Below are 14,257 nucleotides of genomic sequence, written 5' to 3' on the forward strand. Positions count from 1 at the left end.
GGGCGGGATCAAGTGGGGCCCGGTACTGGGCGAGGCCGGCATCGATGCCCGCTGCCGCTCAATGGGGTTTCTTCTGCTGCTGGACCAGGATGAACGGGCTGACCACGCAGGCCCACAGCGAGGCATCCGTCTCCAGCCATTCCTGCGCCTGCCGGTCCGATACCTTGGCGATCTGGCCGGCGGCCATCCACTGGCCCACGCTGGCCTTGTCGTCGTGGGCGATGCGGACGGCGACCTCGACCAGGTCCATCTCATCCGCGATCCACACCACGTTGCCGGAGGCGAAGTGGCGCATCAGTTCGCTCCACGGCAGGCGGCCGGTTTCGCGGTTGACCTTCTGGCGGAGTTCGGTATCTTTCTGGGGATCGAGTTGCATCGTGCTTTTCTCTACGGGTCTTGGCTTACTGGAAGCGGGGTTCGACGACGGGCGCCGGGCTGCCCTGCCATGTTAACCGATAGGCCTGCCCTTTGCGAACGTTGCCCACCAGGGCCGGGCGGAAGCAGGCCAGGTTGGTACCGCCGGCGCGCCGCACGCTGGGGTAGATGATGCCCGTGGAACCGGCCGCCAGCAGCCGTTCGGCCAGCAGTTGCGAGGTCTCGTAGCTGTCCGGCGCCAGGCAGGGGGCGAATTCCGCCAGCCCGCGGATATCGTGGAACGCCGCGGTGAAGTCGGCCAGCATGGCCTGGTAGCTGACGCTGTCGTCGAAGCGGCCGATTTCCGCATACTCGACGGTCTTGTGGAAGATCACTTCGGCCAGCGCCGTCTCGGTCTCGAAGGCGCAATACCAGGCGCCCCGGTCGCCATCGTTGAAACGGCTGCCTTCCGGGCGGGGATACGTGTACGCGGCATTGACGATGCGGAAATTGGGCACGTGCGACAGCAGTTCATCGATGCCGATGCCGGGCGCGCCGCCATGCTCGGCCAGCAGCCGCGCGTTGGTGGCGTTATCGAGCTCGAACAGGTCGGCCAGTTCGGCATCGCTGTCGGCCAGCGGCGCCAGGACCGAGTCCTCGATATCGGCGAAACGGGAAGGAATCAGCCGGCAGGTGTCGAACTGGCGCAGCTGCCGCAAGGGCGGCACGGGCAGCACCGGCACGGCTGTCGGCGGGTTCGGCGGGGTGGACGGGATGGGCGGCGGCAATTACAGGCCTCCCCGGCGGGCATCGACCAGCTTGCGCACGGTCTGCATGGCCGGCATGCCGCCTGCCAGCATGTAGGCCAGCGGGCTGCTGCCCTTGAAGATGATGTTGCGGTTGGGGAGACTGACCCATTCGTCGGCGAGCTTGTCGCCATAGAGGATATGCAGGGATTTGTAGATGCCGAGAAGATAGGAGATGCGGGTGATGCGGTCGACTTCGAGCAGGCGATCGGGGCTGCGCTTCCATTCGTAGAAGGCGCTCTTCGAGGGGCCGCCCAGCAGTTCGCGGGCGTCGTCCTCGCGCAGCTTCCAGGCTTCGCACAGTTTGAAGAAACCCTTCAGGGCCGACTGGGACAGGCGCTCGCGGGCTTCGCGCGAGTTCAGGTCGACCGGTGGCGCCGGTTCGTAACGCGACTTGGGGTAGACGTAGGGGAAAGCGGCTGGCTGGGCAGGGGAAGATTGCATAATACCTCCTTATCTGGAGGATTTATACTCCATTTCCGGACTGGTTGCAAGCGCCGCACCGGTGCCCGCGCCGGCAGGCGCCACGCCGGGCTTTCGAAGGCCCGCCTTCGGTACTACCATGCAGTTTTGACCAGAAAGGGTGCCATGAAACGTCCAGCCGCCACCATCCTGCTCGCCGCATCGGCCCTGTCCGGCTGTGCAAGCGGTCCCGCCGCCGACAATGCCGCGCTGGCGGCGCAAGTCACCGCCGCCGAGCGGGCCTTCGCCGATTCGATGGCGCGGCGCGATTTCGCCGCCTTCCAGCGCTTCCTGGCCGACGACGCCGTATTCTACGGTCCGGCCGCGGCGCAGCGGGGCAAGGCCGAAGTGGCCGGGTTCTGGAAACAGTATTTCAATGGGCAGAAAGCGCCGTTCTCATGGGCCCCGGACCGCGTGGATGTGCTGGAGTCGGGCCTGCTCGCCTACTCGAGCGGCCCGGTGCACGACGCCGAAGGCCGGTTGATCGCGCGCTTCAATTCCGTGTGGCGCCAGGAGGCGCCCGGGCAGTGGAAGGTGGTGTTCGACAAGGGCGAGCCGGTCTGCAACCCGGCGGCGTCGGCCCGGCAGTAGGTGCGGCGGCAAGCTTGGCTTTTACGTCAAAGTCGCTTGATTAAGCCCACCCGAAGTGCAAATTCCGGGGTCAGGGAGGAATGCTGGCATGCATGCCAGCATCGTTCCGCAGGCGCGAAGCATGCCTCGCGAAACCCCTGCTTCACCCCGCGGTCTGACCCCGGCCCTTTGCTGTTGGGGTGAATGTATGGGCCGAAGCCTGGCTCTTACGCCGGTTCGGCGTGCTCCACCAGCAACTGCACGCGGGTGGTGCCGTTGTACTCGTTGGCATCGAGCCGGAATGCCACGCGGGCCCGTTCTCCCAGCGCATCCGTGCGGCCGAACCAGATCGCGTCATAGCGCGCGCCATTGCGCTCCAGCAATAGTTTCAGGTGCTTGTCCTTCAGGATGCGCTGGCTGACGACGCGGAATTCATCGCAGAACACGGGCGGCGCGAAACCCTGGCCCCACACGATGCCATCCATCAGTTCGATGAACTGCGTGGTGAAATAGGCATCTTCCAGCGGGCCGTCCGTTTCGATGACCCGCTCCAGCTGCTGTTCCGTCAGCCAGGCCTGGCCGACCGCCTCGAAGGCCTGCGAGAATGCCTCGAAGGCATCGGCGCGGATCGACAGGCCGGCCGCCATCGCATGGCCGCCGAACTTGTCGATCAGGCTGGGCGCCCGCTTCGACACCAGGTCGAGCGCGTCGCGCAGGTGGAAGCCGGCGATCGAGCGGCCGGAACCCTTGATCCAGCCATCGCCGGCCGGCGCGAACGTGATCGTCGGCCGGTAGAACTTTTCCTTCAGGCGCGAGGCAACGATGCCGATCACGCCCTGGTGCCAGGCATCGTCGAACACGCAGATCGTGGAACTGCGCGACGGCTGGAAATCGTCCAGGTGCAGCAGCGCCGCATCCTGCATCTCGGCCTCGATCTCGCGGCGCTTCAGGTTGATCTCGTTGAGCTGCTGGGCCAGCGCCCAGGCGCGTCCTTCATCGTCCGTGACCAGGCATTCGATCCCCAGCGACATGTCTTCCAGGCGGCCCGCCGCGTTCAGCCGCGGCCCCAGCGCGAAGCCCAGGTCGAATGGCGTGGCGCAGCGCGCCTGCCGCCCGGCCACGCGGAACAGCGCTGCCACGCCGGCATGCATGCGCCCGGCGCGCATCCGCTTCAGGCCCTGCGCCACGAGGATGCGGTTGTTGGTGTCCAGTTTCACCACGTCCGCCACGGTGCCCAGCGCCACCAGGTCGAGCAGCGAATCGAGCTTCGGCTGGGTTTGCGCATCGAATACGCCGCGGCGGCGCAGTTCCGCGCGCAGGGCCAGCAGCACGTAGAACACCACGCCCACGCCGGCCAGGTTCTTCGACGGGAAGCCGCAGGCCGGCTGGTTCGGGTTGACGATCACGCGCGCGTCGGGCAACCGGTCGCCAGGCAGGTGGTGGTCGGTGACGACCACCTCGATGCCGCGCCGCTTCGCTTCTTCCACGCCTTCGATGCTGGCGATGCCGTTGTCGACGGTGAGGATGATGTCCGGCGCTTTCTCGCGCGCCGTCAGCGCCACGATCTCGGGCGTGAGGCCGTAGCCGTACTCGAAGCGGTTCGGCACGATGAAGTCGACATTCGCGCCCATCGCGCGCAGGCCGCGCAGCGCGACGGCGCAGGCGGTGGCGCCGTCGCAATCGTAGTCGGCCACGATGACCATGCGCTTGCTGGCGGCGATCGCATCGGCCAGGAACACGGCGGCGGCATCGATGTGCAGCAGCCCGGACGGCAGGATCAGTGCCGACAGGTCGGACGACAGGTCTTTCGGATCGGTCAGCCCGCGCGAAGCGAACAGGCGCGCCAGCACGGGGTGGATGCCTCCCTGGCGCAGCATTTCCGATTCGCGGAACGGGCAGGGGCGGTGCGTGATACGGGTCATGGAGTCAACTTTATGGTGCGGCTCGTTAATTGTTCAACAAAGCAAATGGCTCAACAAAGCAAATGGCTCAACAAAGCAAATGGCTCAACAAAGCAAATGGCTCAACAAAGCAAATGGCTCAACAAAGCAAATGGCTCGGTAAAGCAAATGGCTCAGGCATGCAAATGGCTCAGGCAAGCAGGTTTTTAAAGTTCTCGGTACGCCAGAACTTGTTCAGCGCCAGTTTCGTGGTGGCCGTGTCGGTCCAGCCCAGCCGGTTCGCCAGGATCAGGCGCACGCCGCTCGTCTGGCCGGAACGCAGCGCGCCCAGCAGCGGTGCGAACCACTGGTCTTCCAGCTGTTTCATCGATTCCAGCCAGGCCGGCCAGTCCTCGGCCAGCCCGGCGCCGGCCAGGTGGCCCAGCACGGCCAGGCGATCGTTGCCCTTCGTGGCCAGCCATTGGACACACGTGGCATCGCGCAGTTCCGGCGTGGCCAGCGCATTGAGCCAGGCGGGGGCCGCGGCGGTCGCCAGTGGCGTGCCGACCCCGGGCTGCGCAGCGGGGGCGCCGGCCCACAGCCAGAACGAGTTGACGGGCTGCGCGCGGGCCGCGTTCACCGGATGGGCGTGCCACAGCATCTGCACCTCGTTGAGCAGCCGGCGGAAATCGCGCGCGGCGGCGCCGGACGGCAGCCACGGGTGCAGGTTGTCGCCGGTGGCGGCATCCGGCGAAGCCGTGGCGAGGCCGGCCCAGTCGTCGGCGCGCAGGAACCAGGTCCGCGCGTCGCCGTACACCAGCGTCTTGCCCAGTTCCTCGAACAGCGGCAGCGCGGCGTCGAACAGCGCGCGAGATTCCTCGGCGCCGATGCGCAGGCCGCGCAGGTCCGGCATCATCAGGTGCGTGCCGATCACCAGGTGCACCGGGTGGAACAGGAACCAGTGGCCGGCATCCGGGGCCAGGCCGAGGCCCCGCATCACGGCCGGCGCGAACGGTGCGGCCGGCTGCGCGGCGGGATCGCCGGCCAGCCCGAGCGCATGCGCCAGCCAAGCTTCATGCGGCAGCAGCCGCGTGTCGGCATCGAACGCGTGCGCCGTGTGCGTAGAGTTGCGGGACAGGAGCGTCGCCAGGGCCGGGGCCTGCAGCGCGCGGACGAGATCCGGCGCCATTTCGGCCGGCGGCAGGCCGAAAGGTAGAACGAGGGTCGTGGAAGCCATGCGCCATTATAAAAGATCGGCGGCCGCGGCGCCCCGGCCGCCAGCGCCTGCCTGGCTGCGCTGCTCAGCTGTATCTCCGGCAATGCTGTTTATATGGCAAACTGCGCACTTTGCACAGGAGTCATCTTCTCCATGCGTTCTTCGCCGGGTTCCACTCCATGAGTTTCACGCACAAGATGCCGTTCGAATGGCAGGTCGGGCTGCGCTACACGCGCGCCGGGCGCCGCAGCGGCCGCAATACCTTCATTTCCTTCATTTCCGCGATCTCGATGGCGGGGATCGGCCTGGGCGTGGCGGCGCTGATCATCGTCCTGTCGGTCTACAACGGCTTCCAGAAGGAAGTCACGGCGCGCATGCTGTCGGTGCTGGGGCATATCGAGATCTACCAGATGGGCGGCCCGATGACGGACTGGCACGCCACGGCGCGCAGCGCGTTCGCCAACCCGGAAGTGACGGGCGCGGCGCCGTTCGTGGAACTGCAGGCACTGCTGGCCCACGGCGGCGACGTGCTGCGCCCGGCCATCGTGCGCGGCATCCTGCCGGAAGAAGAGGGCAAGGTATCGGACATTCCCCGCCAGGTGAAGCAGGGCTCCCTGGCCGGCCTGAAGGCGGGCGAACAGGCCATCGTGCTCGGCATTGAGCTGGCCCGGGCGCTGGACGTGAAGGTGGGCGGCAAGGTGGCGATGGCGCTGTCCGAAGGCGGCCTGTCGGGCGGCACGCCGGCCATGCGCACGTTTACCGTGGCCGGCATTTTCGAGGCGGGCCACAATGAATTCGACTCCTCGCTGGCCTACGTGCACCTGGCCGATGGCCAGCAGCTGCTGAACCTGGCCGGCCCCTACGGCCTGCGCCTGAAGATCGAGGACATGGACCAGGCGCCCGAGGTGGCCTTCCAGCTGAAGCAGTCGATGCCGGGCGACCTGCTGGTGCGCGACTGGTCGAAGCTGAACGCCAACTGGTTCGCCGCCGTGCAGACCCAGAAGCGCATGATGTTCATCATCCTCACGCTGATCATCGCCGTGGCCGCGTTCAACCTGGTGGCGACGCTGGTGATGACGGTCACCGACAAGCAGGCCGACATCGCCATCCTGCGCACCCTGGGCGCCTCGCCCCGTTCGATCATGAAGGTGTTCATGGTGCAGGGCGCGCTGGTGGGCGTGGTGGGCACGGCGCTGGGCGTGGCCGGCGGCGTGCTCATCGCCATGAACGTGGGCACGATCGTGCCCGCCATCGAGACCCTGCTGGGCCTGAAATTCCTGTCGAAGGATATCTATTTCATCAGCGCCGTGCCGTCCGACCTGCGCTGGGGCGACGTGGCCGCGATCGGCGGCACGGCCGTCGGCCTGGCCTTCGTCGCCACGCTGTATCCCAGCTGGTGGGCGGCCCGCGTGAAACCCGCCGAGGCGCTGCGCTATGAGTGATATGAAGCTCTGCAGTGATGTACAGCCCTGGAACGACAGGAAGCCCTGCAATGATGTGCCGCTCCGGAATGACGTCACGCATGTGCTTGATGTGATGCACTTGCCGCGCGGTTGCCGCCATCTGTGGCACACTTCGGCTCCCTCGTTAAGTGGTGAGCGATGAGCTTCCTGAAAAATCTTCCCTATGAATGGCAGGTCGGCCTGCGCTACACCCGCGCGGGCAAGCGGGGCGGGCGCAACCGCTTCATCTCGTTCATCTCGCTGATCTCGACGGCCGGCATCGCCCTCGGCGTCGGCGCGCTGATCATCATCCTGTCCGTGATGAACGGCTTCCAGAAGGATGTGACGAACCGCATGCTGTCGGTGCTGGCCCACGTGGAAGTGTTCGACAAGGATGGCGGCATGCCGGACTGGCGCCAGCAGGCCGCCAACGCGCAGCGCCATCCCGAAGTCAAGGGCGCGGCACCGTTCTCGGAAACCCAGGCGGGCCTGATGCATGGCGGCGAGGCGCTGCGCCCGGCCATGGTGCGCGGCGTGCTGCCGGAGCAGGAAGCGGCCGTTTCCGACGTGGAAAAACACATCAGGATGGGCAGCTTCGCGGCACTGCGCCCCGGCCAGTTCAATATCGTGCTGGGCATCGACCTGGCCCGCTCGCTGAACGCCGGCATCGGCGAGAAGGTGACGATGGTGCTACCGCAGGGCACCGTCACGCCGGCCGGCCTGGTGCCGCGCATGCGCTCGTTCACGGTGGTCGGCATCTTCGCCGCCCAGCACCAGGAATTCGATGCCGGCATGGCCTTCATCCACCTCGAAGATGCCCAGCGCATGCTGCGCATGGCGGCGCCGGCCGGCCTGCGCCTGCGCCTGGCAGACATGCACCGCGCGCCGCAGGTGGCCGATGAACTGAAGAAGATCATGCCGGCGAACCTGGAAGTGCGCGACTGGTCGAAGCTCAACGCCAACTGGTTCGCCGCCGTGCAGACGGAAAAGCGCATGATGTTCATCATCCTCACGCTGATCGTCGCGGTGGCCGCGTTCAACCTCGTATCCACGCTGGTGATGACGGTGACCGACAAGCAGCCGGACATCGCCATCCTGCGCACGCTGGGCGCCTCGCCCCGCTCGATCATGCAGATCTTCGTCATCCAGGGCGCGCTGGTGGGCCTGCTGGGCACCGCCATCGGCGTGGGCGGCGGCGTGCTGGTTGCGCAGAATATCGACGTGATCGTACCCTTTATCGAAAACCTCCTGGGAGTGCAGTTCTTGTCGAAGGATATCTATTACATCACCACGGTGCCATCCGACATGCGCTGGCCGGACGTGACGAAGATCGGCGTGATCTCCGTCGTGCTGGCCTTCCTGGCCACCGTCTACCCGAGCCGCTGGGCATCGCGCGTGAAACCGGCGGAGGCCTTGCGCTATGAATAACGTGAATCATCCGGCGGGCGAGCCGGTCCTGTCCTGCCGCAACCTGGGCAAGACCTTCACCCAGGGCAGCTATGCCGTGCAGGTACTGAAAGGCATCGACTTCGCGGTGCACCGCGGCGAACGGGTGGCCATCATCGGCGCCTCCGGCTCCGGCAAGTCGACCCTGCTGCACCTGCTGGGCGGCCTGGACACGCCGAGCACCGGCAACGTGGTCTTGCAGGGCAAGGACTTCGCCACGCTGTCGGAAGCGGCGCGGGGCGACCTGCGCAACCAGGCGCTGGGTTTCGTCTACCAGTTCCACCACCTGCTGCCGGAATTCTCGGCACTGGACAACGTGGCGATGCCGCTGATGATCCGCCGCATGAAACGCGCCCAGGCCGAGGAAGCGGCGCAGGCCATGCTGGCGCGCGTGAACCTGGCCAAGCGCGTCACCCACGTGCCGGGTGAATTGTCCGGCGGCGAGCGGCAGCGCGTGGCGCTGGCCCGCGCCCTGGTCACGCAGCCGGCCTGCGTGCTGGCCGACGAACCGACCGGCAACCTGGACCACACGACGGCCGAGGCGATCTTCGACCTGATGCTGGAGCTCTCGCGCACGCTGGGCACGGCGTTCGTCATCGTCACGCACGATCCCGAACTGGCGCGCCGCTGCGACCGCGTGCTGCGGCTGACGGACGAAGGCCTGCGCCCGGAGTAAGCCATGTGGATCGACACGCACTGCCACCTGGATGCGCGCGAGTTCGGCGGCGATTCGCTCGGCGTGGCGGCGCGCGCGCTCGACAAGGGTGTCGGCATGATCGTCATCCCGGCGATCGACCGCGCCAACTGGGAAGCCGTGCGGGCCCTGGGTGCCGCCGCCGGCAATGCGTCGTATGCGATCGGCATCCACCCGATCTGCGTGCCGGCCGCCACGGAGGACGACCTGGCCGCCATGCGCGACACGGTGCGCGACGCGCTCGGCGATCCGAACTTCGTCGCCATCGGCGAAGTGGGCCTGGACTTCTTCCTGCCGCAACTGTGCACGCCGGAGATGCGCGACAAGCAGGTCCTGTTCTTCCGCGAACAGCTGAAGATCGCCCGCGAATTCGGCTTGCCCGTGCTGACCCACGTGCGCAAGTCGCAGGACCAGGTGCTCAAGCACGTGCGGCAGATCCCGCCTGCCGGCGGCATTGCCCACGCGTTCAACGGCAGCTTCCAGCAGGCGCAGGGCTACATCGACATCGGCTTCAAGCTGGGCTTCGGCGGCAACCTGACGTTTACACGCGCCCTGCAGATCCGCCGGCTGGCCGAGCAGTTGCCGCTGTCGGCGATCGTGATGGAAACGGATGCGCCGGACATCGCGCCGCACTGGGTTCATCCGGGCGTGAACACGCCCGACCAGGTCCCCGGGATTGCCGAAGTGCTGGCGCAACTGCGCGGCATCGGCCTCGACGAACTGCGGGACGCCACGACCGCGAATGCCCATGCCGTGATGCCGCGGCTGGGCGCCCTCACGGGCATGCGTGGCCCATGAGCCACTCGGTATGAGCCACGCACCATGAAGCGATCAAGGATGGCCGTTGCGGCGCAGGCGGCGCTGCTGTGCTGTGCCATCGCCATGCCGGCCGCGGCGCAACCGCGCTGGCAGCCCTTCACGTGGCATGTCGACAGTTTCGCCGGCGGGCCGCCGGAGCGGCTGGCCCTGTTCCTGCCCGTGACCATCGACGGCGCGCCATGCCTGGTGCAGCTCGACACGGGCGCCAACGGCGAATGGATGTGGGCAGGGCAGGCGGCGCCGGGCCAGCAACTGCCGCGGAAGACCGTCACGATCGAACTGGCCGGCATCCGCAAAGAGATCCAGGCCGATGCACAGAACCTCCGGTACGTGAATCCGCAGGTGTGCGCGATCCGTGCGGTGGCCACTGTCGGCAATGCCTTCTTCGAACATGGCACCCTCACGCTCGACCTGGGCAAGGCGCGTTTCGCGTACACGAATGAACCGCTGCTGGCCGGCGACCCCGCCGCGCATCCGCTCTTCTATGCGCGCTGGGGGCAGACGGGCGGCCATACGCTGGTCGAACTGGGATTGCAGGGCGCCCGGCCATCGTATGCGCTGCTCGATACCGGGGCCGCCCGCTTCGGCCTGGCCGCCACGGATGCCGGCGAATGGGCCGAACTGACGGGCGGTGCGCCGCTGGCTGCCGGCGGCAATGTGCGCCAGTTCGGGCTGGAAAGCTGGGGCAATCAGGTGCAGTGCTTTGAAACGTCGGCCGCGCACCGGCTCACGGTGGCCGGTGTCGCGCTGGAAGAGACCCGGGTTTCCTATTGCGTGGACCAGGGCTTCCGTTCGCCCGTCAAGCTGGCCGGCGTGCTGGGCCTCCGGCCGCTGGGCGACCGGGTGGTCACGCTCGATTACCTGTCGCGGCGGTGGAAGCTCGAGGATGGGCGGGCGACGCCCGCTGGCCGGAAACAGCCTTGAGAGATTCGTACCGTCACGGCATCGTCGACCTGGCGGTGGGGAGCGGCTAGCGGGCGAAGCTGGCGGGTGCCAGGCTGCTCGTGTTCTCGAGCACCGTGACGTTCGCGGTGCCGATCCGGTTCTGTTGCAGCACAACGCTCTGGCTGTCGCTCAGCCCGATGCCGATCGTGCCCGCGCGCGCGCCCTCCACGGTTACCGTATTTTCGCTGATCACTGCGTGGTGGCCCGCGCGGAGGTACATCGCGTGCCCGGTCGACCCGGGCGCCAGGTCGCGCAGCACGATGGTATTGCGCTCGATGCGTGCCGACGGGCCATAGCTGAGCAGCGCGACGGGCGGGCGGCCGCCAGGCGCGCCGTCGCAGATCATGTCGATCCGGTTATCGCGGACCGCGTTGTCCTTGCCGGAGAGCTCGATCGCGCCGTACACGCCGCTGAATTCCATGCGTTCCACCGCGAAGCCGGTGAGGGTCAGGACGTCTCCCGCGTCCGGTTGCGTGCCCGGATAGGCTTTCGCCGGGTCGGTGGTCCTGTGAGAAAGCGTGATGCCCGTGCCAGCGCCTTCGATGCGGCCGTCATGGACGCGGATGTACTGGCCCGTGCCCCACACGCCGCGGTAGCGCCGTGTACCGGCCATGCGCAGCGTATGGCCACGCATGTCCAGGTCGACATTGCTTGCGTGGATCTCGATCATCGTGCCGGTGCAATCCGGCGTAGCCGCCGCGCAGTCGACCTCGTAATCCTGGTCCAGGCAATATCTGCCGGGGTGGTAGATGCCCATCGACGGCGCGCTGGACATCGTGCGGTCCCAGCGCAGCAACTGGCAGCCGGTGGCATCCTTCTCCATCGGCATGCGGGCGTGCGCGGCGGGTATGGCCGGCTCAGGGCGCGGGATGAACTGCTCCTTGATGGCATGCGTGAGCAATAGCCAGACGAGGCGCCCGCCACCGATCTCCTCCGCGCCCACGTGCGGTGGCAGGGCGAACGCCACGACCGCAGCCGCGCCGACCACGTGCCTTGACACCACATGCTTTGACAACATTCGCTGATTCCTTGTCGATGCGCGAGGGCGCTATTGTAACGGCGCTGTCAGCGCGGGCGAGGCACGACCTTCGCCACGAACGTGGGCAGGTTCCATGGGGTGCCGAATCCCGCCGTCCCGCACCTGCCCGACGTGGCCCGGCGGGTCAGCGCGAAGCGGCGGCCATCCCATACCCATTCCGTGCTTTCCCAGCACCCGCTCATGATGTGGGTCGCATGGATCATGCCGGGCGCATGATCGCTGCCGTCGGTCGTCACCAGCACCGGCTTGAAAGGGGCGGCGCGGCCGGCGACCCAGTAGGCGGTCCCGGTTCCCGCCGCGCCGGCCCAGCATCGGCCATAGACCAGCAGCCGGCCGGCACTGAGGGGCACGGCCGACAGCTCGTCCGGCCCGAGGGCTTCGCAGCTGCCTTCTTCCAGCGTGCCGCGCAGCTCGCGCATCAGCGCTGCGCGCGTTGCCGGCGGCAGGTCGACCGCGTCCCTGCCGGTCTCTGCCCGCCGCACTTCGGGCGGCGGCAGCGCCGGCAATACACTGTCCTCCGCACGGGAGCCCTTGCGCAGCAATGCCCCGGGGGTGCCCAGGCGCCCCTGCAACGCATCCATCCTGAGCAGCACGGCGGCCGCGCCGTGGCTGGACAGCGTCCATACGTACCCGCCGTCACGCCATTGCACCACGCCCCTGCCGGCAACGGCCTTCACCAGCGCCCGTGCCTGCGCGGCGCTCAGCGTGCCCTGCATATCCTCGCCACCGAGTGTTACGTGGCCCAGCGCGTGCCCGTCGACGCGCATCGCCACGGTGCCCGCCTTCGGCACCCAGTACTCTCCATCGAAGGAGGACAGCATCAGCGTTGCCGTCACGGGCCGGCCGGGGCCCGCCGCGCGTTCCAGCAGCACGGAAGCAGCCGGCGTCCCCGGCTCCTCGGACTGGTAGTAGCCGACGGCGCGGCAAGTATGGGTGTTGTCGCAAGCGATTTCCCAGTCATGATGGGCAAAATGGAGACCCTCCGGGATATCCGCCAGGGCGGGCAGCGCACAGGCGCCCAGCAGCGCGGCGGTGATGGCGATTTTCATGCCGCAACGATAGCAAAACTTGACCGCCGCGTCTTGCCAGTGACGCCACATCGCTGGCCCCCTACTGCGCCGGCAGGTGCCGCCACTCCAGCCCCACGGCCGACCGCTTCGCGAAACCCTTCCAGGCTGCGGTGTCCGGGCCAGCCGTGCCGCCGGCTGGCAAGGGCGGCAGCTCCAGGTAAGGTTGCAGCGGCAACCCCTTCAGCGTGACGCCGAGGAACGCGGTCACGAAATGCTGGTTGATGTTGTTGATGCGCCGGCTGTCCCATGCCGGCTCGGCATAGGCCATGAACTCTTCCAGCCCGGCGGCCGCGGCGGCCGGCGGCGGCGGATTCGGTGCCGTGTTGTGCCGTGCGCCACGGTAGGTGAGCAGGTACCGGTCGGCATGCACGAGGCCCTGGAACAGGCGCAGCACGCCGTCCTGGTAACCTGAAATATCGTCCTGGTCGCCACCGATGAACAACGTCGGGGTGCGTACCCCCGCCAGCCCCGCGTCGTCCCAGATCTTGCCGGCGCCGCCCCACGGTGCGAAGGCGACCACCGCCTTGATGCGCGGGTCGCGCCGTGCTTCATAATCAGGGTTGCCGCGCTGGTGCACGGCCAGCGGCCCGCCGGGCACGAAGGCCACCGCGTCCGCGCTGAGCCCCGCGCCAACGACGTTGAGCACGCCGTAGCCACCCATCGAATAGCCGACCAGCGCCGTGCTGTCCGTGTCGACCAGGCCCGCCAGGAAATGACCGCTGCCGGCTTCCGCCCACTTCGCCACCGATCGCAGCACGAACAGGTCGTCCAGCGGGCGGTTCAGCAGCGTGCTGGGGAAGCCCGCCTTGTCCGCGCGCGTGGATTCGGCGTGGTCGATGGCCACCACCACATAGCCTTTCGACGCCAGGTTCTCCGTCAGGTAGCTCATTTGCACGCGCGAGCCGGGGTAGCCGTGCGACACGATCACCAGCGGATGGCGGGCAGGGGGCGCGGCAGGCAGCGGTGCCGCGTCACGCGCGGCACGGCCGGCGAACTCGAACGGCGTATTGGGGCGTGCCGGGTTGCCGGGCCCCGATCCCAGCACGTCGGTGTATATCACGTGTTCCCGCTGGCCCGGCGCCAGGCGGGCCGGGTACCAGACTTCCAGCGTGAGCTTGCGGCTGTAGCGCGGGTCCGGCCGGCCCGCGCTGGCGTTCAGGATGTCCAGCTGGTCCTTGTTCTCGATGACCACCGTGCGCACGCCCACCGGCAGGCTGCCGCGCGCCGCCAGCTCCGGTGCGTCCGGCCGCGCATCGCCGTAGTACTCCACGGCCGGCGCCGATGCCGGTTTCTTTGCCAGCGCGCCAGGCGGTGCCACGCATGCCGCCGCCATCATCATCACCACCACAGCCACCTTGCCGACCATCTTCATTCTTCTCCATGTAGTTGGTACCGATACCATGGATGAGTGTCACGCGGCGGCGTGCCGGCGTCAATGAATTTTATAAGCCTTCGATATGTTGTTTACGGATATGCGGGAGGGCCCCCGGCCTGCGTGGCCCTGTGCCTGCGGC

The 14,257-nt window shown here is 67.6% G+C and carries 14 protein-coding genes; 6 read left to right on the forward strand and 8 right to left on the reverse strand.

What is annotated here, in order from left to right; genetic code table 11:
* Nucleotides 1–58: 58 nt before the first annotated feature.
* From OU994_RS16255 to OU994_RS16265, 3 genes are read right to left on the reverse strand one after another with little or no spacing between them, the layout of a single operon-like run.
* Nucleotides 59–376: a DUF2288 domain-containing protein gene (locus OU994_RS16255; protein ID WP_131145980.1), complete on the reverse strand. Its 318-nt coding sequence runs from the start codon at nucleotides 374–376 to the stop codon at nucleotides 59–61.
* Between the two features lie 25 nt (nucleotides 377–401).
* Complete coding sequence (locus tag OU994_RS16260; RefSeq protein WP_281611654.1) at nucleotides 402–1,097, reverse strand: RES family NAD+ phosphorylase; 696 nt, start codon at nucleotides 1,095–1,097, stop codon at nucleotides 402–404.
* Nucleotides 1,098–1,142: 45 nt separating this feature from the next.
* Complete coding sequence (locus OU994_RS16265; RefSeq protein ID WP_281606697.1) at nucleotides 1,143–1,604, reverse strand: antitoxin Xre/MbcA/ParS toxin-binding domain-containing protein; 462 nt, start codon at nucleotides 1,602–1,604, stop codon at nucleotides 1,143–1,145.
* A 144-nt stretch (nucleotides 1,605–1,748) separates the two neighbouring features.
* Here OU994_RS16265 and OU994_RS16270 point away from each other — a divergent pair, with 144 nt between their 5' ends.
* Nucleotides 1,749–2,213, forward strand: coding sequence for a nuclear transport factor 2 family protein (locus OU994_RS16270; protein ID WP_281606698.1), 465 nt, complete (start codon nucleotides 1,749–1,751; stop codon nucleotides 2,211–2,213).
* 206 nt (nucleotides 2,214–2,419) lie between these two features.
* Here the strand turns inward: OU994_RS16270 and recJ are convergent, their stop codons facing one another.
* Both recJ and OU994_RS16280 read right to left on the reverse strand, forming a co-directional pair.
* Nucleotides 2,420–4,114 carry a single-stranded-DNA-specific exonuclease RecJ gene (gene recJ / locus OU994_RS16275; RefSeq protein WP_281606699.1) on the reverse strand — a complete coding sequence of 565 codons (1,695 nt, stop codon included), beginning with the start codon at nucleotides 4,112–4,114 and terminating at the stop codon, nucleotides 2,420–2,422.
* A 169-nt stretch (nucleotides 4,115–4,283) separates the two neighbouring features.
* Nucleotides 4,284–5,309 carry a hypothetical protein gene (locus OU994_RS16280; RefSeq protein WP_281606700.1) on the reverse strand — a complete coding sequence of 342 codons (1,026 nt, stop codon included), beginning with the start codon at nucleotides 5,307–5,309 and terminating at the stop codon, nucleotides 4,284–4,286.
* 158 nt (nucleotides 5,310–5,467) lie between these two features.
* Here OU994_RS16280 and OU994_RS16285 point away from each other — a divergent pair, with 158 nt between their 5' ends.
* From OU994_RS16285 to OU994_RS16305, 5 genes are all read left to right on the forward strand, one after another.
* Nucleotides 5,468–6,730 carry a lipoprotein-releasing ABC transporter permease subunit gene (locus tag OU994_RS16285; protein WP_281606701.1) on the forward strand — a complete coding sequence of 421 codons (1,263 nt, stop codon included), beginning with the start codon at nucleotides 5,468–5,470 and terminating at the stop codon, nucleotides 6,728–6,730.
* 159 nt (nucleotides 6,731–6,889) lie between these two features.
* A complete protein-coding gene (locus OU994_RS16290) occupies nucleotides 6,890–8,158 on the forward strand; it encodes a lipoprotein-releasing ABC transporter permease subunit (protein WP_131145974.1) in 1,269 nt (422 codons plus the stop codon).
* Nucleotides 8,151–8,852 (forward strand): lipoprotein-releasing ABC transporter ATP-binding protein LolD, encoded by a 702-nt coding sequence (lolD, locus tag OU994_RS16295; RefSeq protein ID WP_131145973.1) that lies wholly within the window; start codon nucleotides 8,151–8,153, stop codon nucleotides 8,850–8,852. The genes OU994_RS16290 and lolD overlap by 8 nt, the downstream gene beginning before the upstream one ends.
* Nucleotides 8,853–8,855: 3 nt before the next feature.
* Nucleotides 8,856–9,668, forward strand: coding sequence for a TatD family hydrolase (locus OU994_RS16300; protein ID WP_281606702.1), 813 nt, complete (start codon nucleotides 8,856–8,858; stop codon nucleotides 9,666–9,668).
* Nucleotides 9,669–9,692: 24 nt separating this feature from the next.
* Nucleotides 9,693–10,613, forward strand: coding sequence for a hypothetical protein (locus OU994_RS16305; protein WP_281606703.1), 921 nt, complete (start codon nucleotides 9,693–9,695; stop codon nucleotides 10,611–10,613).
* A gap of 46 nt (nucleotides 10,614–10,659) precedes the next feature.
* Here the strand turns inward: OU994_RS16305 and OU994_RS16310 are convergent, their stop codons facing one another.
* From OU994_RS16310 to OU994_RS16320, 3 genes are all read right to left on the reverse strand, one after another.
* Entirely contained in the window at nucleotides 10,660–11,652 is a 993-nt protein-coding gene (locus OU994_RS16310) for a hypothetical protein (RefSeq protein WP_281606704.1), read from the reverse strand.
* A gap of 47 nt (nucleotides 11,653–11,699) precedes the next feature.
* A complete protein-coding gene (locus OU994_RS16315) occupies nucleotides 11,700–12,722 on the reverse strand; it encodes a DUF1176 domain-containing protein (protein WP_281606705.1) in 1,023 nt (340 codons plus the stop codon).
* A 61-nt stretch (nucleotides 12,723–12,783) separates the two neighbouring features.
* Nucleotides 12,784–14,115 (reverse strand): dienelactone hydrolase, encoded by a 1,332-nt coding sequence (locus tag OU994_RS16320; protein WP_281606706.1) that lies wholly within the window; start codon nucleotides 14,113–14,115, stop codon nucleotides 12,784–12,786.
* Nucleotides 14,116–14,257 lie beyond the last annotated feature (142 nt).

Source organism: Pseudoduganella sp. SL102, from assembly GCF_027856995.1.
GTDB classification, from domain to species: Bacteria; Pseudomonadota; Gammaproteobacteria; order Burkholderiales; family Burkholderiaceae_D; genus Rugamonas; species Rugamonas albidiflava.

Excerpts from the sequence above, each read along its gene's own strand:
- OU994_RS16255 (WP_131145980.1), bottom strand. The coding sequence starts at position 376 with ATGCAACTCGATCCCCAGAAAGATACCGAACTCCGCCAGAAGGTCAAC.
- OU994_RS16265 (WP_281606697.1), bottom strand. The coding sequence starts at position 1,604 with ATGCAATCTTCCCCTGCCCAGCCAGCCGCTTTCCCCTACGTCTACCCC.
- OU994_RS16270 (WP_281606698.1), top strand. The coding sequence starts at position 1,749 with ATGAAACGTCCAGCCGCCACCATCCTGCTCGCCGCATCGGCCCTGTCC.
- recJ (WP_281606699.1), bottom strand. The coding sequence starts at position 4,114 with ATGACCCGTATCACGCACCGCCCCTGCCCGTTCCGCGAATCGGAAATG.
- OU994_RS16280 (WP_281606700.1), bottom strand. The coding sequence starts at position 5,309 with ATGGCTTCCACGACCCTCGTTCTACCTTTCGGCCTGCCGCCGGCCGAA.
- OU994_RS16285 (WP_281606701.1), top strand. The coding sequence starts at position 5,468 with ATGAGTTTCACGCACAAGATGCCGTTCGAATGGCAGGTCGGGCTGCGC.
- OU994_RS16290 (WP_131145974.1), top strand. The coding sequence starts at position 6,890 with ATGAGCTTCCTGAAAAATCTTCCCTATGAATGGCAGGTCGGCCTGCGC.
- lolD (WP_131145973.1), top strand. The coding sequence starts at position 8,151 with ATGAATAACGTGAATCATCCGGCGGGCGAGCCGGTCCTGTCCTGCCGC.
- OU994_RS16300 (WP_281606702.1), top strand. The coding sequence starts at position 8,856 with ATGTGGATCGACACGCACTGCCACCTGGATGCGCGCGAGTTCGGCGGC.
- OU994_RS16305 (WP_281606703.1), top strand. The coding sequence starts at position 9,693 with ATGAAGCGATCAAGGATGGCCGTTGCGGCGCAGGCGGCGCTGCTGTGC.
- OU994_RS16310 (WP_281606704.1), bottom strand. The coding sequence starts at position 11,652 with ATGTTGTCAAAGCATGTGGTGTCAAGGCACGTGGTCGGCGCGGCTGCG.
- OU994_RS16315 (WP_281606705.1), bottom strand. The coding sequence starts at position 12,722 with ATGAAAATCGCCATCACCGCCGCGCTGCTGGGCGCCTGTGCGCTGCCC.
- OU994_RS16320 (WP_281606706.1), bottom strand. The coding sequence starts at position 14,115 with ATGAAGATGGTCGGCAAGGTGGCTGTGGTGGTGATGATGATGGCGGCG.